This is a genomic window from Streptomyces endophyticus (assembly GCF_035798155.1).
Classification (GTDB): Bacteria; Actinomycetota; Actinomycetes; order Streptomycetales; family Streptomycetaceae; genus Streptomyces; species Streptomyces endophyticus.
Map to the genome: position 1 here is coordinate 60,437 of NZ_JAOZYC010000094.1, position 26,010 is coordinate 86,446.

23 protein-coding genes, 2 pseudogenes and 1 riboswitch are annotated in these 26,010 nt (G+C 71.9%); of the genes and pseudogenes, 11 read left to right on the top strand and 14 right to left on the bottom strand.

The genetic code is table 11. The features are described from left to right. The first annotated feature begins 174 nt into the window (after positions 1-174). Entirely contained in the window at positions 175-1,521 is a 1,347-nt protein-coding gene (locus OKJ99_RS13370; RefSeq protein WP_326016286.1) for an MFS transporter, read from the top strand. A 9-nt stretch (positions 1,522-1,530) separates the two neighbouring features. On the opposite strand, the gene OKJ99_RS13375 is transcribed toward OKJ99_RS13370, so the two are convergent. Together OKJ99_RS13375 and OKJ99_RS13380 are read right to left on the bottom strand one after the other, a co-directional pair. Continuing rightward, on the bottom strand, positions 1,531-2,121 hold the full coding sequence (locus tag OKJ99_RS13375; RefSeq protein WP_326016287.1) for a hypothetical protein: 591 nt from the start codon (positions 2,119-2,121) through the stop codon (positions 1,531-1,533). After that, positions 2,121-3,215 carry a baeRF3 domain-containing protein gene (locus OKJ99_RS13380; protein WP_326016288.1) on the bottom strand — a complete coding sequence of 365 codons (1,095 nt, stop codon included), beginning with the start codon at positions 3,213-3,215 and terminating at the stop codon, positions 2,121-2,123. Before OKJ99_RS13380 ends, OKJ99_RS13375 begins: the two co-directional genes overlap by 1 nt. A gap of 180 nt (positions 3,216-3,395) precedes the next feature. On the opposite strand from OKJ99_RS13380, the gene OKJ99_RS13385 reads away from it, so the two are divergent. The 3 genes and pseudogenes from OKJ99_RS13385 to OKJ99_RS43745 all read left to right on the top strand — a co-directional run bounded on the left by OKJ99_RS13385 (position 3,396) and on the right by OKJ99_RS43745 (position 8,364). Next, positions 3,396-4,847, top strand: coding sequence for a basic amino acid/polyamine antiporter (locus tag OKJ99_RS13385; RefSeq protein ID WP_326016289.1), 1,452 nt, complete (start codon positions 3,396-3,398; stop codon positions 4,845-4,847). Positions 4,848-4,891: 44 nt separating this feature from the next. Continuing rightward, entirely contained in the window at positions 4,892-6,154 is a 1,263-nt protein-coding gene (locus OKJ99_RS13390; RefSeq protein WP_326016290.1) for an arginine deiminase, read from the top strand. A gap of 30 nt (positions 6,155-6,184) precedes the next feature. Next, positions 6,185-8,364: pseudogene (locus OKJ99_RS43745) on the top strand (hypothetical protein). Here the strand turns inward: OKJ99_RS43745 and OKJ99_RS13405 are convergent. From OKJ99_RS13405 to OKJ99_RS13425, 5 genes are all read right to left on the bottom strand, one after another. Continuing rightward, positions 8,348-9,700 (bottom strand): MFS transporter, encoded by a 1,353-nt coding sequence (locus tag OKJ99_RS13405; RefSeq protein WP_407700684.1) that lies wholly within the window; start codon positions 9,698-9,700, stop codon positions 8,348-8,350. The pseudogene OKJ99_RS43745 and the gene OKJ99_RS13405 overlap by 17 nt on opposite strands. Before the next feature lie 45 nt (positions 9,701-9,745). After that, entirely contained in the window at positions 9,746-10,867 is a 1,122-nt protein-coding gene (locus OKJ99_RS13410; protein WP_326016293.1) for an acyl-CoA dehydrogenase family protein, read from the bottom strand. After that, positions 10,864-12,027 (bottom strand): acyl-CoA dehydrogenase family protein, encoded by a 1,164-nt coding sequence (locus tag OKJ99_RS13415; RefSeq protein WP_326016294.1) that lies wholly within the window; start codon positions 12,025-12,027, stop codon positions 10,864-10,866. The genes OKJ99_RS13410 and OKJ99_RS13415 overlap by 4 nt, the downstream gene beginning before the upstream one ends. A gap of 66 nt (positions 12,028-12,093) precedes the next feature. Further along, positions 12,094-12,885, bottom strand: coding sequence for an enoyl-CoA hydratase/isomerase family protein (locus OKJ99_RS13420; protein ID WP_326016295.1), 792 nt, complete (start codon positions 12,883-12,885; stop codon positions 12,094-12,096). Positions 12,886-12,960: 75 nt separating this feature from the next. After that, entirely contained in the window at positions 12,961-14,283 is a 1,323-nt protein-coding gene (locus OKJ99_RS13425; RefSeq protein ID WP_326016296.1) for a CaiB/BaiF CoA transferase family protein, read from the bottom strand. A 203-nt stretch (positions 14,284-14,486) separates the two neighbouring features. Between OKJ99_RS13425 and OKJ99_RS13430 the strand changes: the two genes are divergently transcribed. From OKJ99_RS13430 to OKJ99_RS13445, 4 genes are all read left to right on the top strand, one after another. Then, a complete protein-coding gene (locus OKJ99_RS13430; protein ID WP_326016297.1) occupies positions 14,487-15,164 on the top strand; it encodes a GntR family transcriptional regulator in 678 nt (225 codons plus the stop codon). 43 nt (positions 15,165-15,207) lie between these two features. Further along, positions 15,208-15,360: riboswitch (cobalamin riboswitch) on the top strand. A gap of 54 nt (positions 15,361-15,414) precedes the next feature. Continuing rightward, complete coding sequence (locus tag OKJ99_RS13435) at positions 15,415-16,470, top strand: ABC transporter substrate-binding protein (protein ID WP_326016298.1); 1,056 nt, start codon at positions 15,415-15,417, stop codon at positions 16,468-16,470. Continuing rightward, positions 16,467-17,558, top strand: a complete 1,092-nt coding sequence (locus OKJ99_RS13440) for a FecCD family ABC transporter permease (RefSeq protein ID WP_407700685.1) — start codon at positions 16,467-16,469, stop codon at positions 17,556-17,558. The genes OKJ99_RS13435 and OKJ99_RS13440 overlap by 4 nt, the downstream gene beginning before the upstream one ends. Then, positions 17,555-18,331 (top strand): ABC transporter ATP-binding protein, encoded by a 777-nt coding sequence (locus tag OKJ99_RS13445; RefSeq protein ID WP_326016299.1) that lies wholly within the window; start codon positions 17,555-17,557, stop codon positions 18,329-18,331. The genes OKJ99_RS13440 and OKJ99_RS13445 overlap by 4 nt, the downstream gene beginning before the upstream one ends. 80 nt (positions 18,332-18,411) lie before the next feature. Here the strand turns inward: OKJ99_RS13445 and OKJ99_RS13450 are convergent, their stop codons facing one another. Next, the gene (locus OKJ99_RS13450; RefSeq protein WP_326016300.1) at positions 18,412-19,032 is read right to left on the bottom strand and encodes an L-threonylcarbamoyladenylate synthase; all 621 of its coding nucleotides are present in this window, start codon (positions 19,030-19,032) and stop codon (positions 18,412-18,414) included. Positions 19,033-19,191: 159 nt separating this feature from the next. Between OKJ99_RS13450 and OKJ99_RS13455 the strand changes: the two genes are divergently transcribed. Next, a complete protein-coding gene (locus OKJ99_RS13455) occupies positions 19,192-20,340 on the top strand; it encodes a hypothetical protein (RefSeq protein ID WP_326016301.1) in 1,149 nt (382 codons plus the stop codon). Between the two features lie 104 nt (positions 20,341-20,444). Here the strand turns inward: OKJ99_RS13455 and OKJ99_RS13460 are convergent, their stop codons facing one another. Continuing rightward, the gene (locus OKJ99_RS13460) at positions 20,445-20,807 is read right to left on the bottom strand and encodes a hypothetical protein (protein WP_326016302.1); all 363 of its coding nucleotides are present in this window, start codon (positions 20,805-20,807) and stop codon (positions 20,445-20,447) included. A gap of 74 nt (positions 20,808-20,881) precedes the next feature. On the opposite strand from OKJ99_RS13460, the gene OKJ99_RS13465 reads away from it, so the two are divergent. Beyond that, positions 20,882-21,238 (top strand): DUF779 domain-containing protein, encoded by a 357-nt coding sequence (locus tag OKJ99_RS13465; protein ID WP_326016303.1) that lies wholly within the window; start codon positions 20,882-20,884, stop codon positions 21,236-21,238. A 38-nt stretch (positions 21,239-21,276) separates the two neighbouring features. Continuing rightward, a complete protein-coding gene (locus OKJ99_RS13470; RefSeq protein WP_407700686.1) occupies positions 21,277-22,509 on the top strand; it encodes a phosphodiester glycosidase family protein in 1,233 nt (410 codons plus the stop codon). A gap of 380 nt (positions 22,510-22,889) precedes the next feature. Here the strand turns inward: OKJ99_RS13470 and OKJ99_RS13480 are convergent, their stop codons facing one another. The 5 genes and pseudogenes from OKJ99_RS13480 to OKJ99_RS13495 form a co-directional block, all read right to left on the bottom strand. After that, the gene (locus tag OKJ99_RS13480) at positions 22,890-23,648 is read right to left on the bottom strand and encodes an SDR family NAD(P)-dependent oxidoreductase (RefSeq protein ID WP_326016304.1); all 759 of its coding nucleotides are present in this window, start codon (positions 23,646-23,648) and stop codon (positions 22,890-22,892) included. Between the two features lie 9 nt (positions 23,649-23,657). Next, positions 23,658-24,032, bottom strand: coding sequence for a transposase (locus tag OKJ99_RS13485; RefSeq protein WP_407700687.1), 375 nt, complete (start codon positions 24,030-24,032; stop codon positions 23,658-23,660). Positions 24,033-24,124: 92 nt separating this feature from the next. After that, positions 24,125-24,595 (bottom strand): annotated as a pseudogene (locus tag OKJ99_RS43750) (helix-turn-helix domain-containing protein); the annotation flags it as partial. A gap of 142 nt (positions 24,596-24,737) precedes the next feature. After that, entirely contained in the window at positions 24,738-24,932 is a 195-nt protein-coding gene (locus tag OKJ99_RS13490) for a hypothetical protein (protein WP_326016305.1), read from the bottom strand. Between the two features lie 111 nt (positions 24,933-25,043). Further along, on the bottom strand, positions 25,044-25,919 hold the full coding sequence (locus OKJ99_RS13495; RefSeq protein WP_326016306.1) for a phosphatidylinositol-specific phospholipase C/glycerophosphodiester phosphodiesterase family protein: 876 nt from the start codon (positions 25,917-25,919) through the stop codon (positions 25,044-25,046). Between the last annotated feature and the right edge of the window lie 91 nt (positions 25,920-26,010).

The window sequence follows — 26,010 nt, forward strand, 5'->3', positions numbered from 1 at the left end:
GCCGCACCGCTGCCCGGACCGTCCCGATGACGCGCCCGGCCGTGGCTGGGCTCGCGCAGTTCCCCGCGCCCCTGAAGGCCGCACCGCCGCCCGGGCCGTCCCTGTGACGCGCCCAGCCGCCCTGGAAGCCCCCCACTTCCCGTCCCCGCCCGCACTCTTCCGCCGGAGGTCCCCTTGTCGGACCGCACCACGCCCCGCTCGCCGCAGAGTCCGTTCAGGACGGCGTTCGCCGCTCTGTCCGGTACCTCCATCGAGTGGTACGACTTCTACGCCTTCGCCACCGCCGCGGCGATCGTGTTCAACGACGTCTTCTTCCCCGCCGACATGCCGACGGCCCTGAAGACGATCTCGTCCTTCGCGACCTTCGCCGTCGGCTTTCTGCTGCGCCCGCTCGGCGGCATCGTCTTCGGGCACATCGGCGACCGCGTCGGCCGCAAGAAGACGCTCGTCATCACGCTCCTGATGATGGGCATCGCCTCGTTCGCGATCGGCCTGCTGCCGACGTACGACCAGGTCGGCGTCCTCTCCCCGATCCTGCTGATCACGCTGCGCCTGATCCAGGGCATCGCGATCGGCGGCGAGTGGGGCGGCGCCGTACTCATCGCCGTCGAGAACGCACCGAAGGGCAAGGCCACCTTCTTCGGCTCGTTCGCCCAACTCGGCTCGTCCGTCGGCGCGTTGCTGTCGACCGGCATGTTCAGCCTCATGAACCTCTTCGGCGACTCCGCGTTCAACAGCTGGGGCTGGCGCGTGCCGTTCCTCGCCTCCGCGGTCCTCGTCGTCATCGGCCTGGTGGTGCGCACCAAGCTGGAGGACTCCCCGGTGATGGACGACATCCACGCCGCCGAGGCCGAGAAGGGGACGCCGAGCCGGCTGCCCGTCGCCGAGGTCCTGCACAAGGACTGGAGGACGGTCCTGACCGGGGTCTTCGCGCTCGCCACGGCGACCGGCGGCTACTACGTGGTGACCAGCTATCTGCTCTCGTACGGCACCGAATCGCTGCACCTGTCGGAGTCGATGCTGCTCAACGGCCTCTCGCTGGCCGCGTTCCTGGAGCTGGTGGTCACTCCGCTGCTCGCGCTGCTCGGTGACAAGGTGGGCGCCCACAAGGTTGTCGTCGCGGGTCTCGCCGGTGTCGTGCTGCTGTCGATCCCGCAGTTCATGGTGCTCGGCGGCGGCAGCGTCGTGCTGATCTATCTGATGATGCTGGCGATGCGCCTGGTGATGTCGGCGCTGTACGGGCCGATGGCCGCGATCCTGGCCGACGGCTTCGCCCCGCACGTCCGCTACACCGGTATCTCGCTCTCCTACCAGGTCTGCAACATGATCTTCGCGGGCTTCGCCCCGGTCACCGCGGTCTGGCTGTCGTCCCTGGCCGGCGGGGCGTTCTGGCCGCCGGCCGCCGCGCTGATGGTGGTCTCCGTGATCGGCATCTGGTGCACGCTGCGGCTGCGGGTCCACTTCGAGCGCCGGGTCGCGGCCGAGTCCACGGCCGCCACCCGGGCGTCGGTGCCCGCCTAGGAGCGGGCCTCAGTAACGCTGCGCCTTGGCCACGCTCGCCTTGAGGTGCGGCTCGGGGGGCTTGGTGCTGATCGCCAGCGGCTGCGCCCTGCCCCCCGCCTTCAGGTCCTCGGCTCCGACGACCTTCGTCTCGACCACCTTGCCGTCGGAGTCGCTGAAGTCGACCTGGACCGCGTACGAGGCTTTCTTGTCGGTGGTGTTGGTGATGTGGACGACGACGGCGCGCACGCCCTTCGTGTCCGCGAGGCGCTTTCCGGTCAGCTCGACGTCGCGCACCGCGTTGCCCTCCCCGTCGACCTTGTCCAGCTGCTTGGTGAACTCCTGCCGCTTGCGTTCCAGGTCGGCCGAGACCGACGCCTCGAACTTCTCGGCCCGCTCCGAGGCCGACTCGGCGGCCTCGGAGGCGGAGGCCTTGATCGACTCCTTCTTCGACGCCAGCGCCGAGGGCGGCGTACCGGAGAACCTCGACGCGTCCGGTGAGCTGGCTGACGCACTGGCGCTCGCGCCCGTGTCCTTCTCGTTCCCTGAGCCGCATCCCGCGAGGGCCAGCACACCCGCCAGCGCGCAGGCGATCGGCGCGACCGTCGTCCGCCCGCGCATCAGAACCTCAACACCGCGGCGACGCGCCCGGCGTCCGCGAGGGTGTCGTCGGGGACGAACACCACCTCCGCGCCGGTCTCCAGGGCGGACTCGACGACCTCGTCGACGATGTCGTGCACGGCGTCGAGGTCGTCATCGGCGGCCGGTTCCAGGTGTCCTTCACCGGCCCGCACGGTGATCCGGTAGTTCTCCTCGACGACGAGCCTGCGGATCCGCCCGTCCTGGGCCTCCTGCCACACCTCGTCCACGCCCGCCGCGTACTTCTTCTCGCCGCGCGCCTGCTCCAAGTGGTCCAGCGCCTCGGCGACGACCAGCCGCGCCGCTTCCTCCCGGGCCGGGGCCACCGCCTGTGCGACCTCCTCCGGGGTGCCCTGTGCGAGCCCGCCGACCGACACCTCGATCGCGCCCTTCGCGGAGCTGCCGACCTCCGTCAGCAGGGTCAGTGCGGCCGGCTCCCCGGTGACGTAGAGCGGCCGCGGCTCCTCGCCGAGCACGTCGCTCAGCTCGGTGTCCGCGTCCCGGAAGAACTGGCGGGTCTGCTCGTCGCGGAAGGTGCTGGGCAGGTCGCCGACCCGCTCCTTGCGTTCGGCGTCCGGGTCCTCGAGGCTGCGGGTCAGCGGGAAGCCGTGCTCGGTGTTCTCGGTGACGCGGTCGCCGCGGCCGTCCCACAGCGTGATCCGGTCGGCGGCCAGGGCCAGCACCCAGTAGGGGCGCCGCGCGGCGTCGGCGGCGACGAGGTTGCGGGTCAGGAAGGTGTCGGCGACCACGACCCGCTCGGGGACGCCGCGGTCGACGGCCCAGACCTGGTGCTCGCCGGGCGCCGCGAAGACGATCAGGCCGTCGCGTGCCTGGGCGGGATCGACCTCCTGGACCGCGGCCCGCAGCTGCGCGACGACGTCCTCCTGGCGTTCTTTCGTCACCGCGGGATCCGCCGCCAGCTGGCGCTCCGCCTCGCTGACGAGGTTGCCGAGCCGGACCGGGTCCTGGCCGTTCTCCGGTCGTCGCCGATGGGTGGGCATCGCCAGGGACACGGCGGGGTAGGAGCGCGGCTCGCGCAACTCGCGAAGGATCACCGGGGTCAATGAGGAATGCATGGCTGCTTGTCCTTCTCCTGAGACGGCTCGCACCATGCTGCCCACAACTCGCGCAATCGGCCATTCGGAATGAACAGGAGTTAATGCCCCAGCACCCTTAAAAGGTGCACTCCTCAACATGTTGATAGAAAACTGTTCCCCGAGCGCCCCAGCTCCCGCACCACAACCGAAGGGGACGTCATGGAGCAGCAGGCCTCTACGGAGCCGCAGACCTCCCCACCGCCCGCGAAACTGGCCCTGTTCACCCTCACCACCATGGTCATCGGCTCCATGGTCGGCGCGGGGGTGTTCTCCCTCCCCTCGCGTTTCGCCGAGCAGACGGGGGTGGCGGGAGCGCTCATCGCCTGGGCGATCGCCGGTACGGGCATGCTGATGCTCGCCCTGGTCTTCCAGTCCCTCGCCGTGCGCAGACCCGACCTGGACGCGGGCGTCTACGCCTACGCCAAAGCGGGCTTCGGGGAGTACGTCGGCTTCTTCTCCGCCTTCGGCTACTGGGCCAGCTCGTGCGTGGGCAATGTGACGTACTGGGTGCTCATCATGTCGACGGTCGGCACGATCTGGTCGAGTCTCGGCGAGGGCGACACGGCGCTCGCGGTGATCCTGTCCTCCGTCGGCCTGTGGGCGTTCTTCCTGATGATCCGCCGGGGTGTGAAGGAGGCCGCGGCGATCAACCGGATCGTCACGGTGGCGAAGGTCGTGCCGATCATCATCTTCGTGATCCTGGCGCTCGTCTTCTTCGACCCGAGCGTGTTCGTCGAGAACTGGGGCGGCGCCGACTACGCGGGCTCCCTGTTCAGCCAGGTCAAGGGCACGATGCTGGCCACCGTCTTCGTCTTCCTCGGCGTGGAGGGCGCCAGCGTCTACTCGCGGCACGCCAAGCGCCGCGAGGACGTCGGCAGGGCCACGGTCCTCGGCTTCCTCAGCGTCTTCGCCATCTTCGCCTCCGTCGTGATCGTCAGCTACGGGATCATGCCGATGAGCGAGATCGCCGAGCTGCGCCAGCCCTCCATGGCGGGCGTCCTGGAGGACGCGGTCGGCAGCTGGGGCAAGGTCTTCATCAGCGTCGGCCTCATCGTGTCCGTGCTCGGCGCCTACCTGGCGTGGACGCTGATGGCCGCGGAGGTGCTGTTCGTCGCCGCGAAGGACGACGACATGCCGCGCTTCCTGCGCCGCGCCAGCCCCGCGGACGTGCCGGTGCCCGCCCTGCTGATGACGACGATCCTGACCCAGGTCGTCCTCGTCGTGACCGCGTTCTCCGACGACGCCTTCAACTTCGCGCTCGACCTGACCAGCGCCCTGTCCCTGATCCCGTATCTGCTCGCCGCCGCCTTCGCCGCGAAGATCGGCATGCGCGCCGATCCGCTGACCGCCGGCGGCCGCACCTCCAACCGTGAACTGACCATCGCCTGGGTGGCCGTGATCTACACGGCGTTCCTGCTGTACGCGGCGGGGCTGAAGTTCGTCCTCGTCTCGCTGATCTTCTACGCCCCGGCCACCATCCTGTTCGTGATGGCCCGCCGCGAGCAGGGCCGCCGCCTGTTCTCGCCGCGTGAACTCGTCATCCTCGCCGTCTCCGTCATCGGCGCGGCGATCGGCATCGTCGCCCTGGCCGCCGGCTGGATCAGCCTGTGACCGCCCCCGTCCCACCACCCTCTTCCTCTCCCCGGGAGGCACTCGTGACCGACCCCGACAGCTCCGCTCCCGTCCCCTACGGCGTCCACTCCGAGGTGGGCCGGCTGCGCAAGGTCCTGGTCTGCGCGCCGGGGCTCGCGCACCGCAGGCTGACCCCGACCAACGCGGACGACCTGCTCTTCGACGACGTGATGTGGGTGGAGAACGCCCAGCGCGACCACGCCGACTTCGTCAACAAGCTGCGCGGGCGCGGCGTCGAGGTCGTCGAGCTGCACGAGCTGCTCGCGGAGACGATGGCCGTCCCCGGGGCCAGGTCCTGGCTCCTGGACCGGAAGATCATCGCCAACCAGGTCGGCCTCGGCCTGATCGACGACACCCGCACGTTCCTGGAGGGCCTCGATCCCCGGCAGCTCGCCGAGTACCTCATCGGCGGGCTCGCCACCACCGATCTGCCCGACGACTACCGCTCCCCGTACGTGTCGCTGGCCCGCGAATCCACGGGTGTGCGCGAGTACTTGATGCCGCCGCTGCCCAACACCCTCTACACCCGCGACACCACGTGCTGGCTCTACGGCGGTCTCACCCTCAACCCGCTGTACTGGCCCGCGCGGCACGACGAGACGCTGCTGATGAAGGCCGTCTACACCTTCCACCCGGACTTCGCGGGCTCGACCGTGTGGTGGGGCGATCCCGAACAGGACTGGGGGCAGGCCAGCTTCGAGGGCGGCGACATCATGCCCGTCGGCAAGGGCGTCGTCCTGATGGGCATGAGCGAGCGCACCTCGCGGCAGGCCATCACCCAGGTCGCGGCCTCCCTCTTCGAGCGCGGCGCCGCCGAGCGCGTCATCGTCGCCGGGATGCCGAAGCTGCGCTCCGCGATGCACCTGGACACCGTCTTCACCTTCGCCGACCGCGACATCGTCACCCTCTACCCGAAGATCATGGACGCGGTGCACACGTTCTCGCTGCGCCCCAGCGATAAGCCGCCGGGCCTGGAGATCACCGACGAGGGCTCGGCCGCCTTCACCGACGTCGTCTCGAAGGCCCTCGGCATCGGCGACCTCCAGGTGATCGAGACGGGCGGCGACGTGTACGCGTCCGAGCGCCAGCAGTGGGACAGCGGCAACAACGCGGTCGCCCTCGAACCCGGCGTGGTCTTCACCTACGACCGCAACACCCAGACGAACACGCTGCTGCGCAAGGCGGGCGTCGAGGTCATCACCATCGTCGGCGCCGAACTCGGCCGGGGGCGCGGCGGCGGCCACTGCATGACCTGCCCCATCAGCAGGGACCCGCTCGACTACTGAGGCGGGCCCGGGACCGGTACCGTCGAGGACATGGAGAAGGTCGCGCTCCATCCGCTGCTCCGCGCGGTGGCCCTCGTCGTGGCCGCCGTCGCCACGCTGACCGTGTGCGTCACCGCCACCGTCCGCGGCACGCTGCTCGACCCCGGCTTCCACGCCGCCGTCCTCGACGAGCAGCATGCCTACGACCGGCTCTACAACGAGGTCCTGGTGGACCCGGAGGCCTCCCCGGTCACCCGTGACCTGCTGGCCCGGCTCGCCGTGCCGGAGGCCCAGATCACCTCCAACCTCAAGCTGGTCCTGCCGCCCGACACGCTGCGCAACCTGACCCGCCAGCAGATCGACGCGCTGGTCGGCTACCTGAACGGCGACCGTGAGGACCTGCGCCTCGTCGTCGACCTGCGCCCGGTCCTGGCCAACCTCGGCGACCTGGCGCACACCTACTTCGGCGACCTCGTCGCGGACGTCCAGAACCGCTCGGAGCCCGACTTCGACCGGTTCCGGGCGACGCTCGCCGACGAGGCGCGCGAACTGGCCGCCGGGCGCGCGCCCGAGGGCCTGCCGCACCTGCCGCTGACCGAGGACCAGGCGAGCCGCGTCGCCGACACGCTGCTCGCCCTCGTACCGGCCGGGGAGCGCGCGGGCCTGCGCCCGGAGGTCGAGACGGCGCTCGCGGACGGGGACGTGGGCACCGCGCTCGCCGCCGTCGCCCCCGCCACCGTCACGGACCGCGTCCAGGGCGCGGCGGCCCAGCTCGGCACGCTCGTCGACGGCGGACGCTGGGACCTGACCGACTCCCTCAAGGCGTCCGGCAACGATCTGTCGGGGCTGCGCGAGGTGCGCCCGTACACGGCGGTCGGCCTCGGGGTGCTCGAAGTCGTCGCGGCGGTGCTGCTGTTGCTGTCCCTCACGGCGCTGTGGCTGCTCGGTCCGCAGCAGCCGGGGCGCCGGCTGGTCCTGCTCGGGATTCCGCTCGCGGCGGGCGGGGTGCTCACCGCGCTGGCCGCCTGGGTGACGCGCCTGGTCACCGACGGGCGGCTGGTCGCGCCTCCCGAATCGTGGCCGCCGAGCCTGACCCGGCTCGTCGACGACGTGCAGCGCGCCGCCGTCGGCCACTTCACCGGCACCGCGCTGTGGGCCGCGCTCGTCCCCGTGCTCGCGGGGGCGCTGCTCGCCGGTGTCGGCCTGCTCATGAGGTCCGGGCTGGCCGGCCGCGTGCGGCCCGCGAGCGCCTCGGTACGCAGCGGCGGGCGGTCGGCCTGGGGTTCGGGTCGGCGTGCGTGGCGGTCGCGGGGATGGTCCTGATGCCGCTGGCCGCCGCCCCCGCGGCGGCCCGCGAGTGCGAGGGCAGCACCGCACTGTGCGACCGCCGCTACGACGAGGTCGCGTATCTGACCGCGCACAACGCGATGTCGACGACCGCCGACCACTTCATCGGGCCGCTGCAGGACCCGCACATCGGCACGCAGCTGGACCACGGGGCGCGCGCCCTGCAACTGGACACCTACCGCTGGGAGACGCCCGAGGAGATCACCGGGCGGCTTGACGGCTCCGACTTCACGGCGGAGCAGCAGGCGCTGGTGCGGTCCGCGGTCAACCGGGTCAATCCGCCGCGCAAGGGGCTGTGGCTGTGCCATTCGGTGTGCCGGGCGGGGGCGATCTCCCTGGTGCCGACGCTGCGCGAGCTCGGCGACTGGATGAAGGACCACCCCAACGACGTGGTCACGCTGATCGTCCAGGACGCGATCTCCGCCGAGGACACCCGAAAGGCCTTCCGGAGGGCCGGGTTGGACAAGCTGGTCCACCGGCCGCACGCCGATCCGGCGAAGCCGTGGCCGACGCTCGGCGAGATGATCGACAGCGGCCGACGCCTCGTCGTCTTCGCCGAGAAGGCGGACAGCCCCGGCTCCTGGTACCGCAACTTCTACCGCTACGGCATGGAGACGCCGTTCGCCTTCCGCTCCCCGGACCAGATGAGCTGCGTCCCCCACCGCGGCGGCGACGACAAACGGCTCTTCCTCCTCAACCACTTCATCACCAACAACGGCGGCAGCCGCATCGACGCGGGCGAGGTCAACGCCCGCCGCTACGTCCTTGACCGGGCGCGCCGCTGCGAACGCGAGCGCGGCAGGCCGGTCAACTTCGTCGCCGTGGACTACGCGACGATCGGGGACGCCCAGGGAGCCGTGGACGCGCTCAACGAGGGCCGCTGACCGGCTCCGGCGCCGGTTCCGGCTCCTCGACCAGCGACGTCTTCGAGGTCTCTGGCATCAGCGCGTAGGTGATCAGCGAGATCAGGGCGCAGCCGGAGACGTAGAGGAAGAACCAGTTCTCGTGGCCCGCGTCGGCGAAGGCCAGGGCGACGTAGGAGGCGGTGCCGCCGAAGATCGCCTGGGCGAGGTTGTAGGGGACGGCGACGCCCACGGTGCGCACCTCGGTGGTGAACAGCTCCGCCTTCACCACCGCGTTCACGGACGAGTACCCGGCGACGATCGTCAGCGCCAGGATCGAGAGCGCGAGGGCGGCGCCCCAGGTCGGCCACGCCTTCATGCCGCTGAGGATCGGGTAGGTGCCGAGGGTCGTGCCGATGCCGAAGAAGATCAGCACGGGGCGGCGGCCGACCCGGTCCGAGATGTATCCGCCCAGCGGCAGCAGCACCAGGAAGACGCAGAGCGCCGCGAGACTCACCCAGGACGCCTGCTCCTTGGGCAGGCCGACGCTGTTGACCAGGTAGCTGTTGAGGTACGTCGTGTACGTGTAGTAGGCGACGGAGCCGCCGAGCGTCAGGGCGAACACCAGCACGGCCGCGCGCCGCTGGCGCCACACCTCGCGCAGGGTGCCGCGCCGCTCCTGTACGTCGCCGGCCTCCGCCTTCACGTACGCCTCGGTCTCGTGCATGCCACGGCGCAGATAGAACACGGCGACGGCGCCGAGCGCGCCGATCACGAAGGGGATGCGCCAGCCCCACTGCGTCAACTGGTCGTCGCTGAGCAGGGTTTGGAGCACGATCAGGATCACGAGTCCTGCCAGCTGTCCCAGCGTCACGGAGACGTACTGGAAGCTGCCGCCGAGGCCGCGCCGGTGCCCGGCCGAGACCTCGGTCAGGTAGGAGGCGCTGGCCGCGTACTCACCGCCGACGCTGAGGCCCTGCAGCAGGCGGGCTACGACGAGAACGACGGCGCCGGTGTAGCCGGCCGTCGCGTGGTCGGGGGCGACGGCGATCATCAGGGCGCTCGCCGACATCAGTCCGACGGTGACGGTGAGTCCGGCCTTGCGGCCCTTGCGGTCCGCGAGCCTGCCGAGCAGCCAGCCGCCGACGGGCCGGGCGAGGAAGCCGACGGCGAAGACCGCCGCGGAGTTCAGCAGGGATGCGGTGGCGTCGTCGGCCGGGAAGAACTGGCCGGAGAAGTACACGGCGAAGGTGGCGTAGACGAACCAGTCGAACCACTCGATCATGTTGCCGATCGAGCCGACCAGGATGTTCCGGACGTAACTCCGCTTCTGTGCGGCCGTGCTGGATACCGCTCTTGGGTTGACCGGGCGACTCATCGTCGAGCCTCTCTGCGGGAGGTGTGCGGCGGGGACGGAGGGAGGTCAGTGCGGCGCAGGGGCGGTGAGGACGTCCCAGACGGCGGGCTCGCCGGCCGCGATGGCCAGGCGGCCCAGTGCGACGGCCTCGGCCTGCTGCGGGACGGGGGTGTCGCGCCAGGCCCAGAGGCGGCGCGTGTAGCGGTGCAGCGGGTATTCGGCGGTGATGCCGAGCGCGCCGTGCAACTGGTGGGCGCTGCGGGCCACTTCGGTGGCGGTGGTCGCGGCGGTGATCCGGGCGGTGGCGGCCGCGGCGGCCAGCCGGGCCGCATCTGGTTGACCGCTCGCGTCCCCGCAATAGGTGTCGCGGGCATGGTGCAACGCGGCCTCGGCCTGCAGGAGATGGACGCGCATGGTGGCGAGGTGGGCGGCGACGGCCGGGATCTTCAACAGCGGCGCGCCGAACTGCTCGCGCTGGGTCACGTGCGCGGCGGTCAGCTCGTAGGCGCCCTCGGCCGCGCCGAGCAGGGCGGCCGAGCGGAGCACGGCGAGGCGGGCATGGAGGTGTGCGGGGGACGGCGCGCCGGGCGGCAGCGCGTGCACCGGCGCCGCGGTCAGGCCGACGGCCTCGTACGGGGTGCCGCACAGGGCGGGTCGGGACGGGTGGCGGGTGACGCCCGGGCCCGTGAGGTCGACGGTCCACGGGCCCGCATCGGACGCTCCCGCGGCCTCGGCCGCCGGGACCAGCAGCAGGGTGTGCGCTCCGGACGCCCAGGGGACGGCGGGCAGTTGGGCGGTGATCGTGCCGTCGGGGCCCGGCCCTGTGATTCCTGCGGGGAGGAGGGCGAGTGCGGTCGCCCCCGTGGGGAGGGTGTCGCCGGATGCCAGGCACCGGTCGGCGGTGGCGGACTCGGCGACCGGGGTGGTGACGGCGTGCCGGGCGAGCGCGTGGGTGAGGGCGAGCAGGTCGTCGAAGGTGCCGCCGGAGCCGCCTGCCGTCTCGGGGATGTCCAGGCGCGTCATGCCGAGTTCGGCGAGCCGATCCCACAGCGCGGGGCCGGACGGCTCCCCCGCGTCGGCTTCGTCGGCCGCGTCCGCCGCGAGTCCGCGTACGACCTCGCGGAGCTCGTCGGCGTACCCGCTGGTGATGGTGGGCTCGCGGCGCCGGGGCTTGGTGGAGGTGCTCATGCGCGGGTCTCCTCGCGGGCGATCAGGGACAGCAGGACGTCGGAGGCGCCGCCGCGCAGGCCGAACGCCGGGGCGGCGAGCAGCGCCTGGCCGAAGTCGCTGTCGGCGGTGGGCGGCAGGCCCCCGGACGCCTCGCGGAACGCCTCGACGACGTCGTTCTCGAAGGCGTTGCCCAGGTACTTCAGGGCGGCGGCCGCACGGACCGGGGTCTCCCCGCGGTCCATGGCCGAGGCGACGTCCCAGCAGAGGCGGCGCAGCACGGTGAGCCGGGCGGTGAGGGAGCCGACCGAGGCCGCGATCGTGTCGGGGACGGCCGCACCGGATCGCCCGTCCCGCGCCGCCTCGGCGAGCAGGTTGACGAGGACGGGGTAGCTGGACAGGACGCGTTCGGCGCCGCCGCGTTCGAAGGAGAGCTGGCCGACGACCTGGCGCCAGCCCTCTCCCTCGGTGCCGATGAGGCGGCCCTCGGGGACGAACACGTCCTCGAACCGCACCTCGTTGAAGTGGTGTTCGCCCGCCAGGTCGGGAATGGCGCCGGTGCTCACCCCGTCGGCGTCCATGTCGACGACGAACTCGCTCAGCCCCTGGTGCTTGCGCTCGACGTCCTCGCGCGGGGTGGTGCGGGCCAGTACGTAGGCGTGGGTGGCGTGGTGGGCGTGGCTGGTCCAGATCTTGTGGCCGCTGAGCCGCCAGCCGCCTGTGACGCGGCGGGCGGCGGTGCGGACCGAGGCCAGGTCCGAGCCGGCCTCGGGCTCGCTCATGCCGAGGCAGAAGACGGCGTCGGTGGCGGCGATCCGCGGCAGGATCTCCTCCTTGAGCGCGGGGCTGCCGTGCCGCAGGATGGCGGGCCCGATCTGCCGGTCCCCGATCCAGTGCGCGGCGACGGGCGCGCCCGCCCGCAGCAGTTCCTCGGTGACGGCGAGCCGGTCGACGTTGCGCAGGGCGTGGCCGCCGTACTCCACCGGCCAGGTCATGGCGGTCATGCCGCGGGCGGCCAGTTCGCGGCTGAAGTCGCGGTCGAAGGAGCGGAGCCAGGCGTCGCTGCGGGGCGTGCAGCGGCCGGCCTCCCGCCATTCGGTGGCCAGGGCGCGGGCGGCGGTCCGCGGGTCGGCGCCATGAGAGGTGGGTGCCGGGGCGCGGGCGGTGTCGGTCGGGGACATACGGGGGTTGCCTCCTGGAGCTCAAGTCCGGTGCGGGACGGGCGAGAAGACGGGCGAGAAGGGGACTCAGGAGCCCGAGTACGTACCGGTGCGCTTCTCGCGGAACGCGTCGTAGGCCTCGCGGGAGTCGTCCATCGACGTCACCACGGCCATGTGGGAGGAGATCAGGTCGAGCGCGGTGCGCAGGTCGTGGTTCGCGCCCTGGCGGACGGCGCGCTTGATCATGGCGAGGGCGGCGGGCGGCCGGGACACGAGGCGGGCGGCGAACGCGTACACCTCGTCGAGGAGTTCGGCGTCGTCGTAGACGTCCTCGACGATGCCGAGCCGCTTGGCCTCGTCCGCGTCGACGAAGTCGCCGGTCCACAGCAGGCGCAGCGCGGCGGCCTGGCCGACGACGCGGGGCAGCAGCCAGCAGCCGCCGTCGCCGGGGACCAGGCCGACCTTGATGTAGCCCTCGCAGAAGCGGGCGGAGCGGCCGGCGAAGCGCAGGTCGCAGAGCAGGGCCATGTCCATGCCCGCGCCGACGGCGGGTCCCGCGACGGCCGCGAGGACCGGCTTGTCGAGGTCCTCAAGGGCCCGTGCGACCTGGTGCACCCGCTCGGTGAGCAGCCTCTTCTCCTGGATCGGGGTGCGCTGTTCTCCCTTGAAGTCGGCGAGGTCGACGCCGGAGCAGAAGGCGTCGCCCGCGCCGGTGACGACGATGACGCGGACGTCCGGGTCGGCGTCGGCGCGGCGCAGGGCCTCGGCCCAGGCGTCGGCCATGGGGAGGGTGAACGCGTTCTTCCGGTGCGGGCGGTTGAGGATGACGGTGGCGATGTGGTCGCGGGTGGCGTAGAGGAGGTCTTCGTCCGCGGACATGGGGGATCCTTCCGTTCGGGGGGCCGTTCTCAGGACCGTCGGGTGGCTGTTCTCGGGCCTGTCGGGGTGCTGTTCTCAGGCGGCGGTCGCGGCGGTCGGCTCGCGGGCCACACCGGTGTCGAAGAGGGCGGCGGCCTCCGTGCCGGGCAGGCCGAGCTCGGTCAGGACCTCGCGGGTGTGCTCGCCGAGGTGCGGGGCGGGGCGCAGCGGGCCCTCGTCCTCGCACGGGGAAGCGCCGGCGGCGGGTTCGGTCATCCGGACCGGTGGCCGGCCGAGCAACAGCGGTCCCTCGGTGGGGTGTTCGGTGCGCTCGAAGAAGCCGGTGGCGCTCAGGTGCGGGTCGGTGAAGAGGTCGTCGAGGGTGTTGACGCGGGTCGCGGGTATGTCGCGGGCGTCGAACTCGGCCTGCCACTCGGCCGTGGTCCGCAGCAAGAGTTCGGCGTTGACCATCGAGTAGAGGGTGTCGATGTGCTCGGTGCGCTCCGTGATGGTGCGAAAGCGCGGGTCGTCGGCGAGCGCGGGGCGACCGATCGCGGTGAAGAAGGCACGCCACTGGGCGTCGGTGTAGATCATGACGGCGAGGTGGCCGTCCTTGGTGCGGCACGGGCGGCGGTGCGGGGAGCTGGTACGGGCGTAACCGGTGGGGCCCGTAGGCGGGTCGAAGACGCGGCCGCCCTGCTGTTCGAGCAGGGTGAACGAGGCCATCGTCTCCAGCATCGGGACCTCGACGGCGCGGCCCCGGCCGGTGACCTGGCGGCCGTGCAGCGCGGCGAGCACCGCCGCGGCCCCGTAGATGCCGACCGTCTTGTCGGCCGCGGCCTGCCGCACGTACTCCGCTCCGCCGTCGCCGCCCTGGAGCGCGGCGACGCCTCCGGCGGCCTGGATGACGTCGTCGTAGGCGGGCCGGTCGGAGTCGGGCCCGCCGGCGGCGAAACCGCGGAACGCGCAGTGGACGAGGCGCGGGTTGCGCTCCAGGGCGGACTCGGCCGTGAGTCCGAGGCGGCGGGCGGCGGCGGGGCGGAGGTTGTGCACGAGGACGTCGGCCGAGTCCACGAGGGCGGCGAGGACGGGCGCCGCGCCGGGCGCCTTGAGGTCGAGGGCGACGCTGCGCTTGCCGCGGTTGGTGTTGAGGAAGGCGGGGCCCATGCCGTTGGCCCGGGTGTCGCCGATGTAGCGGACGACGTCGCCGGCGGGCGGCTCGACCTTGATGACGTCGGCGCCCCACTGGGCGAGCAGCAGGGTGCAGTACGGGCCCATGAGCGTCGAGGTGATGTCGACGACGCGGACGCCGTCGAGCGGCCGGCCCGCAGGCGATCCGCCGCCGCTCTCAGCCGCCGCTGCGGCCGTCGCCGCGCCTTCGGAATTGTCTACCGATTCTGCCGGTTCCTTCGGCGTCATCGCCGAGTCCTCCTCTGAAATCGGCCGCTGATGGCATGCGTTGAGGCCATCAACAGGTTTCATTTAGGGACGTTCACCACTGAACTGGACATCCGTCCGAGCGAGATTGGATGCAATCTGACTCACGGTGCGGCATCATGTCAATGCCCCTGCGCGTTCAGGGGAGTTAGAGTCGACAACCCTCGGCGGGAAGGCAGGCAACAGTGACGGCTCAGACGGGGGCGGAGCGTCTTGACGCGGTGTCCGGTGCGGTGGCCCAGGTGGTGGAGGAGCTGCGGGCGATGCTGTTCGCGCGCGATCTGACACCGGGCAGCCCGGTGCGGCAGGAGGCCCTGGCCGCGCGTCTCGGGGTCAGTCGCGCCCCGGTCCGCGAGGCGTTGCGGGTGCTGGCCAGCGAGGGCGTCCTCGACCACGTCCGCAACGTCGGGTACCGGGTGAAGGTGCTGACGGCGGCCGAGTTCGAGCAGACCTATCTGATGCGGCGGGTCCTGGAGGCGGAGGTGCTGCGCCGGCTGCCGCCCTTCCCGACCCCCGCACTCCAGCGGCTCTCCGCCGTGAACGAGCAGATCGCGGAGGCCTCGGCCCGCGGCGACCTGACCGCCATGGCCCGCCTCAACTCCGATTTCCACTTCCGCATGTTCACCGCGTCGGGCCTGGACCTCGTCGTCGCCGAGCTGCGCCGCGTCTGGCAGCTGAGCGACGGTTACCGGGCCTACCTCCTGCACGACCCGATATCGCAGAAGCGGATCGTCGACGAGCACGCGGAGATGGTCGAGGCGCTCCGCGTCCGGGACCACGAACGCCTCGTCTCCCTCATGGACCACCACCGGGACGGGACCCGGCCCCAGCTGGAGGCGGTCTTCACACCGCCCCCCGCCTAGCGGACGCCCAGCGTGATAGTTTCGCCGAGCCAGTCGTACCTTTGTGTGTTTTTCTACGCACACGGGTCAGGGAATCCGGTGCGAACCCGGAACTGACGCGCAGCGGTGAGGGTGACGGGCGGAGCCACTGCCACTGGGCCGGCACATCGGTCTGGGAAGGCGCTCCGCGCGGACGACCCCGAGTCCGAAGACCTGCTGGCGGCCTCCAGCGCCGCGTGGCGTGGGGGCGGACCGTAGGCCGGCTCCGCGTATGAGCCCTGGACGCGAAGGAACTCCCGTGCTGTTCGCACGTCAACTCCGCCGATGCGCCCCGCTGTTGGCGGGCGCCCTGCTGCTCACCGGGTGCGGCACGACCGCCGCCACCCAGGACGATGCCGCGAGCGGCGGCGGTGTCACGCTCGACAACTGCGGCGAGAAGGTGCGGGTCGAGCACACCCCGCGCCGGGCCGTCGCCCTCGACCAGGGCTCCGCCGAGATCATGCTCTCGCTCGGCCTGGAGGACCGGATGGTCGGCACCGGCACCTGGACCAACCCGGTCCCCAAGGACCTGGCGAAGGCCAACGCGAAGGTGCCGCGCCTGGCCGACCGCTATCCCTCGTTCGAGAAGGTCCTCGGCACCGAACCGGACTTCGCCGCGGCCTCGTTCACGTACACCCTCGGGAAGGGCGGTGTGGCGCCGCGCGCGGAGTTCGAGAAGCTCGGCGTGCCCACGTACCTCTCCCCCAGCGACTGCGCGGGCAAGGACAACGGCGGCGACGGGGACGGGGTGCGGACCAAGGCGCTGGGGCTCGACGTCGTGTACGGCGAGATCCGCGATCTCGCGCGCGTCTTCGACGTGGAGAAGCGCGGCGAGAAGCTGATCGACAAGCTCAAGTCCCGCGTAAGCACGGCCACGTCGGGCATCGACGCGCACGGCGTGGACGTCCTGTACTGGTTCGCCAACTCCGACTCGCCCTACATGGCGGGCTGTTGCGGCGCCCCCGGCGTCGTCACCAAGGAGCTCGGGGCACGCAACGTCTTCGACGACACGCGCGCGGAGTGGCCGCAGGTCAACTGGGAGACGGTCGCCGACCGTGACCCGGACGTGCTGGTCATCGGCGATCTGACGCGCCGCTCGCAGTCCGCGGAGTCGGCCGCGCAGAAGATCAGGTTCCTGGAGTCCAACCCCGTCACCAAGCACATGACCGCCGTGAAGAAGAAGCGGTACGTGCGCCTGAGCGGGCAGGCCATGAACCCGACCATCCGGACGGTCGACGGCGTGGAGCGGGTGGCCGCGGGGCTGCGCGAGTTCGGCCTCGCGCGGTGACGGCTCGCACAGCTGCGGCTCGTACGGTCGCGGCTCGCACCGGGACGACCGCGCCCCCGCAGGCCTCCCCCCGGATCACCCTTCGCGCCGCGCTCGCCTGGGCGGCCGGCATCGCCGCGCTGTGCGCCTCCGTGGCTTTCGCCATCACCATCGGTCCCGCGCAGATCCGGGTCGGCGACGTATGGGCGGCGGTCGGCGACCGGGTGGGCCTGGCGACCTCGGATCTCTCGCCGATCCGGGACGGCATCGTATGGAATCTGCGGCTGCCGCGGACGCTGCTCGCGGCGGTGTGCGGGGCGGGACTCGCGGTGTGCGGCACGGTGCTCCAGGCGCTGCTGCGCAATCCGCTCGCCGACCCGTTCGTGCTCGGCGTCTCCTCGGGGGCGTCGACCGGGGCCGTCCTCGTCGTCGTGCTCGGCCTCGGCGGAGGCGCCGTCTCGGTGTCCGGCGGCGCGTTCGTCGGCGCGGTCTGTTCGTTCGCCCTGGTGCTGGTGCTCAGTCACATGCTGGGCGGCAGCACGGACCGGGTGGTGCTGTGCGGGGTCGCGGCGATGCAGCTGTTCTCGGCGCTGACCTCGTTCGTCGTGCTGACCTCCGCCGACGCGGAGACGACGCGCGGCGTGCTGTTCTGGCTGCTCGGCTCGCTCAGCGGGGTCGGCTGGACCGAGGTGTGGCTGTGCCTGGCCGTGCTCGCCGTCACACTCGTGGTGTGCCTGGCGTACGGGCGCACCCTCGACGCGTTCGCCTTCGGCGCGGAGGCGGCGGCCGCACTCGGCGTCCGGGTGGCCCGCACCCGGATCGTGCTGCTGTGCGTGACGGCGCTGCTGACGGCGGCCCTGGTCAGCGCGGCGGGCGCGATCGGCTTCGTCGGGCTGGTGCTGCCGCACGCGGCGCGCGCCCTGGTGGGTCCGGGGCACACCCGGCTGCTTCCGGTGACGGCGCTGGCCGGGGCGGTGTTCCTGGTGTGGGTGGACACGGTGGCGCGGACGGTGCTCGAACCGCAGGAGGTTCCGGTGGGTGTGGTGACATCGCTGATCGGTGTGCCGGCGTTCGTGCTGGTGCTCTACCGGCAGCGGGGTGTGCGGTGACGGCGGGGCTGCGCGCGGAGCGCGTGTCGTGGTCGCCGGGCGGCGCGCTGGTCCTCGACGGGGTGTCCGTGGCGCCGGAGCCCGGCACCGTCACCGGCGTGCTCGGCCCCAACGGCTCGGGCAAGTCGACCCTGCTGCGCCTGCTCGCCGGGGTGCTCGCCGCGGACAGCGGTGTCGTCACACTCGACGGTGACCCGCTCGCCTCGGTGGGCCGCAAGCAGGCCGCCCGGCGCATCGCGATGGTGCAGCAACAGTCCGACGCCCAGGTCGAGTTGACCGTCGCCGACGTCGTACGGCTCGGCCGGGTCCCGCACCGCCGCGCCTGGCAGCCCGCGTCGGCGGCGGACGAGGCGGCGGTGCGCGACGCCCTGGAGCGCAGCGGACTCGCCGACCGGGCGCACCGCCTGTGGCACACGCTGTCCGGCGGCGAGCGCCAGCGCGTACAGATCGCGCGGGCGCTCGCGCAGGAGCCGCGCGAGCTGCTGCTCGACGAGCCGACCAACCACCTCGACATCCAGCACCAGCTCGAACTCCTCGACCTGATCGGCACGCTGGGCATCACGTCCGTCGTCGCCCTGCACGACCTGAACCTCGCCGCCACCTACTGCGCGCGGGTCGTCGTGCTGCGCCAGGGCCGGGTGGTGGCGGCCGGGGAGCCGGGCGACGTACTGACCGAGGAACTGATCGCCGATGTGTACGGGGTGCGCGCCGAGGTCACTCTGCCCGGCGCCCGTCCGCACATCCGCTACCTGGGCACGACGACGCCTGTGTGAGACACCCCTGCCCAGAAAAATGTCGCACTGACTCGTATCAGTGCGACATTTTTCTGGGCAGGGGTGTCTCCCGGGCGGGGTCACTCGAAGCGCTCGGGATCCCCCGCTCCGCGCCGTACGATCTCGACCTCTCCGCCGGAGAAGTCGATGACCGTGGTGGGCTCGGTGCCGCAGTCGCCGGAGTCGACCACGGCGTCCACCGAGTGGTCGAGGCGCTCCTTGATCTCCCAGCCCTGGGTGAGCGGCTCCTCCTCGCCGGGCAGCAGCAGCGTGCTGGACAGCAGCGGCTCGCCGAGCTCGGCGAGCAGGGCCTGCGTCACCACGTGGTCCGGGATGCGCACGCCCACGGTCTTCTTCTTCGGGTGTTGCAGCTGCCGCGGCACCTCGCGCGTCGCGGGCAGGATGAAGGTGTAACTGCCGGGCGTGGCGGCCTTGATGGCGCGGAACACGTCGTTGTCGATCTGGACGAACCTGCCGAGCTGGGCGAAGTCCTGGCAGACCAGTGTGAAGTGGTGTCGGTCGTCGAGCTGCCGGATGGTGCGGATCCGGTCGACGCCGGCCCGGTTGCCGAGCCGGCAGCCGAGCGCGTAGCAGGAGTCCGTGGGATAGGCGACGAGCGCGCTGTCACGGATGCTGTCGGCGATCGCGGAGATGAGGCGCGCTTGCGGGTTTGCTGGGTGCACGTCGTAGTACCTGGCCATTCGGCGAGCGTACGGGATCGGACGCGCCACGCCGGGGGGCACGAGGGGCGAATCGGGCACGTACGCGCGACAATCCAGACACCGGCCCACCCTGCCCTGGCCTCCGCGTGCCCACGGACCCCATACTGGTCGCGCCCCGATCACTCACAGAACGACTCCATGGCGAAGAAGAACTCAACCCCGACCCCCGTCCCCGACACCGTGTGGCTAGGACGCGGACGCCACCTCGGGCCCGACCCCGAGCGCGACGTCCGGCGCAACCTGATCGCCCTCAAGGCGGCGGGTGTGCTCGACGACTTCGTCGACCTCGACCCCGAGGACGCGGCGCGTTCCACCGTGCTGCACCCGCGCGCGGAGGAGGCCGGGCCAGGACCCGGCGCCCGCCGGGTGTTCGAGGCGCGCTGGCGCGTGGCCGAGAACGTCACCGTGCGCGGCCAGCTGACGACGTACGACCCCGACACCCGCGCGAGGGACTCCGCGGGCGTCACCTGGGTCCTCGCGGCGGAGGCCGAGCGGGCCTGGGAGCTGTCCTGGCCGTCGCCCGCGCCGATGTTCTGGCCGGACAGCGAGCGGGTGCCGTGGGACCACGACACGGTGGCGGGGCTGCGCCTGCGGGAGCCGAACCACCTCCCCAAGGACGACGACGCGCTGCGCCGCCTCCTCAAGGACTGCTCACGCTCCAGCTGGTACGTGCATGTCGTCATCCACGAGGCGATGACGCCGGACGCGGCCGGGCAGCGGTCGATCACGCGGCATCTGCCGCCGGGCCTGCAGCACCGGGTGATCGAGCACCGGGCGACGCCGGACCAGGCGCAGGTCGTGGACTTCGGTCTGCGCAAGGACTTCAAGGCCGGGATGCCGCGCGGCGGCGGCGTCGTGCTGCCGACCACGCCGCCGCATCCCGACTATGTGGCGGACCGTTTCACCGTGCGCAGCGTGTTCCTCGACGGCAGCGAGCCGACCGAACTGGTCGACCGGATCCGGGAGTTCACCGCGTTCCCGCGGCCGCTGACCGACGAGGCGGCGCAGGCCCTCACGCGCCTGCGCGACGGCTGGCATCTGCTCACGCCCGACGAGGAGCTGACGCACGCGCAGGACATGGTCACGAAGTACGCCGAGGCCCTCGACGCCATGACCAAATCCCGGGACAGCTACCGCGAGGCGGCCGAAGCGGCGCGCGCGGCCCTCGCCGAGGCGCCGCGCGGCGACGGCGCGGCGCACGCGCCGGCGGACCCGGACGCCAAGGACGCCTCGCCGTTCGGCACGCTCGGCAAGGCGTTCGGACGCTTCCGGGGACCGAACAAGTAGCTTCCGGACAGCAGTGCCGGACAAGACGGCAGTGCTGGACAAGACGGTGGTGCAGGACCAGCAGGTTCAGGTGCCCGCACGCGTGCGGGCGCCTCCTCTCCCCCTCACTCCTCCTCCACCTCCGCGTCCCCCGGGTCGGACATCCGCAGCGCGATCTCCTGCAGCAGCTCGCTGGAGTTGACGTCGATGCGGCCCTCGTCGTGGATCTTGGCGAGCTGCGTGAAGAGGAACGCGAACGCCTCCACGAGCGACACGCTCGCCGGCATCAGCGCGGCGATGGCCAGTTCGGCCGCCTCCTCCGCGCTGGCCCCCGACGGGATCTCGATGGTCGGGAACACCTCCGACACGAGGCGCCCCAGTTGCGTCAGGTCGGTGTCGAGTGCCTCGCCGTCGCTGAGCCTGCGCACCATCTCGTGCGTCTCGGTGAGCACGCCGATGGCCCGCAGAATGATCTCCCTCTGTTCCATGTGCGGAGCTTATGCCGGGGCCCGCGTCGCGCGTGCAACGTGGTCGCAACGTCCCTTCCCTTTGACTGGTCGACATGACCGACGTACCCCGCGTGGAGCTGACGGACGCGGCCGCCGAGCTGGTGCGGCGGCTGCACGAGGCCCACGGTCCGCTGATGTTCCACCAGTCCGGCGGCTGCTGCGACGGCAGCGCGCCGATGTGCTACCTGGCGGGCGAGTTCCGCACGGGAGCCTCCGACATACTGCTCGCCGATCTCACGGTGCGGGGGGTGGCGGAGCCGGTCTCGTTCTGGATGTCCAAGAGCCAGTACGAGGTGTGGAGCCATACCCGGCTCATCGTCGACGTCGTCGAGGGGCGCGGCAGCGGCTTCTCCCTCGAAGCGCCGGAGGGCGTACGTTTCCTGATCCGTTCCCGGCTGGTCGGTACCTAGCCATCGACGCGGGACCCCACGTCTGCTGAACTCCCCGCATGCAGACGCGAGTTGGCAAGAGAGGCAGAAGAGTCCTTGCGGCCCTCGGGGTCGCGTCGATGCTGGCCGGTGCCGCCCTGACGGGTGCGGTGCCGGCCGGCGCCGCTTCGGGCGAGCGGGTCGCACCGGGCGTCGCGTACACGGAGTTCGACGTCGCCGCCGCCAAGGGCACCGCGCACGCCCATGTCCTCACCGTCGATCTGACCGACCCGCGCGTGCGGGTCGACCTCCTGCACCCCGGCGCGGTCGGGGCCCGCGCCACCGTCTCCTCGATGTCCGACACGGCCGGCGCCGTCGGCGGGATCAACGGGGACTTCTTCAACATCACGGAGAGCCAGCACCCGGGCGTCGAGGTCACGGGCGCCTCCGTCGGGCCGGCCATCGCCGCGGGGCACACGCTCAAGGCGGCCGTGCCGAACGGGCAGCGCTTCGGCCCGGCCCTGCCGCCGGGCACCTCCACCCGGGACGTCCTCGGCGTCGGCGTCGACCGGCGGGCCCGCCTCGACACCCTGGACCTCGACGGCTCGATACGCACCCCGGACGACCGGCTGCCGCTGGGCGGGCTCAACCAGTACGCGCTGCCGGTCGGCTCGGTGGGGGCGTTCACGTCCGACTGGGGCAGCGTGTCGCGGGTGCGGGCCACCTGCGGCACGGACACCCAACGGGCGGCTCCGTGCAGCACGGACACGTACGAGGTGACGGTGCGCCGCGGGCGGGTCGCGTCGTCGGCCGACACGCCCGGCAGCGGGCCCATAGCGGCCGGCTCCACGGTCCTGGTCGGCAGGGAGGCCGGGGCGCAGTGGCTGCGCAAGCTGTCGCAGGGGGACCCGGTCGCGGTCCACCACCGGCTCGTCGCCGCGCGCTCCCCCGTCCCGTACCGCTTCGCGATCGGCGGCTACCCCGTGCTGCGGGACGGCGCGCCGCTGCCAGGCCTGGACGCGACGACGTCGGCGGTGCGCACGGCGGCGGGCAGCGGGCGCAACGGCCACGAGCTGATCCTGCTGGCCCTGGACGGCGCCCCCGCCTACCGCACCGGCATGTCGATGACCGAAGTCGCCGCCACGATGCGGTCCTTGGGCTCGGACGACGCGTTCAGCCTGGACGGCGGCGGTTCGTCGACCCTCGTGGCACGCGCACCCGGCGCGCCTTCGGTCTCGGTCCGCAACCACCCCAGCGACCCGCCGGAGCGGGCGGTCGCGAACGGGATAGGGGTGTTCTCGGCCACGAAGTAGCGCTGCCTAAGCGGTCTTGGTGATTCGTCGTGAGTTTGGGTAGGCGTCCCTGGCAGAGGGGCGGTGATGTCGGTGAAGCCGCTGTGTGTGGAGCTGTCGCGGGAGCGATAGGCCGAGCTGGGGTGGCGGTTGAGTACCCGGACCTGGCAGTCGGCGAGCGGATGCGGCTGAAGGCCGGGCGGCGCTGCACCGGTTCTTCGATGGCGGGTTCGATGCGCTGGCGGATGCGCCGCGGGCATCCCCGGCGCGACACGGCCCTCCCGCATCGTCGAGGACCTCGGCGCCCTCACTCAGGAAGTCCCGTACGCCTTCTGGAAGTCTCTGCGAAGCGCAAGGCCATCGCCCACGGCACACCGGTGCCCGTACAGGGCTCCTGACGCTCAACCACCGAGCGAATGGCCGCCGTTGACCCTGATCCGCTCGCCCGTGACGAACGCCCCCTCGGATGAGACGAGGTACGCCACGGCAGCGGCGACGTCGTCTGGGCTGCCCATCCGGCGCAGCGGCACCTCGGCGGTGTAGGCGGCCCGCTCCCCGGCAGGGGTTGCGGTGTGCCGTTCGACCGGGATCCAGCCCGGCGCGACGGTGTTCACCGTGATCCCGTGCGGGCCGAGCGCGCGGGCCCAGCACTCGGTCAGGCTGTGCTGGGCCGCCTTGGCGGCGACGTACGCCGACATCTCGGGCAGCAGCCGCTCGGTGACGTCCGAACCGATCTGGACGATCCGGCCGCCGCCGCGCTCCCGCATGGCCGGCAGCACCGCCTGCATCAGCAGGGTCGGGCTCTTGACGAAGAAGCTGAGCTGGGCAAGATGGTCGTCCCAGCTCACCGCGGCCGGATCCCTCGCGGGTTGCGGGCCGGTGGCGTTGACGACGAGCGTGGTGACGGGACCGAGACGGGCAGCGACGCTCAGCACCAGGTCCGTCACCGCGGTCTCGTCCGTCACGTCGGCGGCGAACGCCTGCGCGGTCCCGCCCGATGCCCGGATGTCCGCCACCACCGAGCGGGCCGCCGTGGCGTCCGAGCGGTACACGGCGGCGACGGGGTGTCCAGCGGCCGCGAGACGCCGGGCGATCACGGCACCGAGGCCGCGGGACGCACCGGTGACCAGGGCAGTACCCGTGGTGCCTGAAACTGTCATGCCGTCAACCTAAGCGGTCTTGAGGGACTGGGGTGTGGTTGTTGCCACCGCGGCTGCGCAGCGGGTCAGGGCGTGGTCGACGGCTGTGTGCAGTTCGGGGGTGCTGGTGTAGGCGCGGACGGGCATGTCCTCGTACTTGACCGAGCGCCACACGCACTCGATGTGGTTCAACTCCGGTGACCTGGGCGGGAGGTAGAACAGATGGACCCCGATGGCCGCGAGGTCCTCGCGCCGTTCCGTGACGAGCTTCGCGCGGTGGATCTGGGCGTTGTCCAGCACGATCGTGCACGGCCGGTGCCGCTTCCAACCGGGCGGCGGATCAGCAAGCCGGTCGGCCCCGCCGGGCAGACGGGTGATGTCGGTGCAGATGAAGTCGAGCACCATCGCCGCGTCGATCTTGTGGCCGACGGCCGTCCACAGCAGTTCGGGCTGGGGAGCCGTAAACCCTCCAGCCGGGCCCGGGCGGCGGCCTGAAGGGCCGGGTCAGCCTTGTGCCGCAGGCTGTCCCGGGTGCGTTTCCAGCGGAAACCGTCCCGGTGTAACAGCACCGACAGCCACGAGGAATCCAGGTCGACACCACGCTCGCGGCGCAGCCACTCCGCGAGCACAGGCAGCGTCCACGTCCGCCCCTCGGCAGCCGAGACGTCCAGCATCTCCTCCAGCGCATCGAGGGCCTCGCGCGTCCAGCGCGGCGTGCGACCCGGCCGCGGCGCATCCGCCAGCGCATCGAACCCGCCATCGAAGAACCGGTGCAGCGCCGCCCGCACAGTGGCCACGTGCCGGTCCACGATCGTCGCGATCTCGGGCGCGATGCGCCCGTGCGCCGACAGCCGCACGCACTCCAGCCGCATCCGCTCGCCGACTGCCAGGTCCCGGGTGCTCAACCGCCGCCCCAGCTCGGACTGTTGTTTCCGCGACAGCTCCACACACAGCGGCTTCACCGACATCGCCGCCCCTCTGCCAGGGACGCCTACCCAAACTCACGACGAATCACCAAGACCGCTTAGAAGGCCGGTCGCCCGGACGAACCGCTGCGGTCGGTCCGGGCGACCGGGCGGCTCAATTGCCCGGCGCGCTCCGCCGGTTGACTCACGGGCTGAGGCTGCTGACCAGCCCCGCGGTGGAGTTGATGCCGTCGTGGATGGTCGGCGCGGCGTCGGTGCCCGCGAGCAGGAAGCCGAGCAGCAAGCAGACGAGCCCGTGCGAGAACTTCATGGCGCCGTTGCGCAGGAAGATCACCGCGACGATGGCCAGCAACAGCACGACGGAAATGGACAGAGACATCGCCGGACCTCCTCCGCCACGTCAACACCGTGGCTATCAGCCGCAAGTGTGACGCAGCAGAGGGCGCCGACCGGCGCATGACCTGTCCCCCGAACGGGTGTTAACCCGGCGTCACCGGCCACGGCCCTTGTCGTGGGCCTCCAGGAACGCCCGCAGTCCCGCGAGATCGTCGGTGTTGAGGTGGTCGACGTCCGCGGCGATCAATTCGGTCCAGACGGCGTCGCGTTCGGGCCCCGCGACATCGGGTGTCGCCCAGAAGCGGACGCGCTGGCCGCGCGCGTGGGCGGCGCCGACGATCCCGCGCAGCTTGTCGCGCTCGGCGGCCGGGATGGGGCCGCTCCCCAGCCAGGTGAAGTTGTTGGCCCAGTTGTCGCTGATGAGCGGGATGAGCGAGGCGGGTGCCGTGCTGCCGAGGTCAGTGAGGCGGCCGTCGTAGAAGGCGCTGCGCCGGGCCTGCGCCTCCATCGGCGGGCGGGCGGCCCGGTCGCCGGAGACGACGACCGTGACGGCTCCGTCCCGCACCCGCCCGCGGTCGTACGTGGTGAAGAGACGGCCGTAGCGGCGCAATTGGCGGTCGAGTTCCTGGTACGTCGCCGCGCCGTCGGTCTTGATGTCGACGAGGAGCTGCAGCGGGGTGCGCCATCCCCGGTAGACCGACCCGTGGTTGGCCTTCACGCGGGCGGCGAGCGGGGCGAGGTAGAGCGAGTCCAGGGTGCGCGAGGGGTCGAGGTCGATGGGGTCGTGGGCGACGAGGAGGTCGCCGTTCACGAGGTAGATGTCGGCCTCGACGCTGTTGAACCGCTGGTCGAGCGCGTCGAACAGGGGCCGGGGGTGCTCGTAGTCGTTGTGGGCGTGTGCGCGCCGCAGGGGCGCGGGGCCGCGCTTGGATGCGGACTCGGCGGCCTGTGCGAGCTGGGGTGTGGTGACACCGACGGCGAGCGCGGCGGCGAGGGTGCCGAGGGCTCTGCGGCGGGTGGTCGAGGCCATGTGTTCCTCCCGTGGTGGGCCGGTGGGACACGGTGAGTATGCGGGGCGCGGTCTTCAACCGGCAGAGTCGAGACGGGAGTTGGCGTGACTG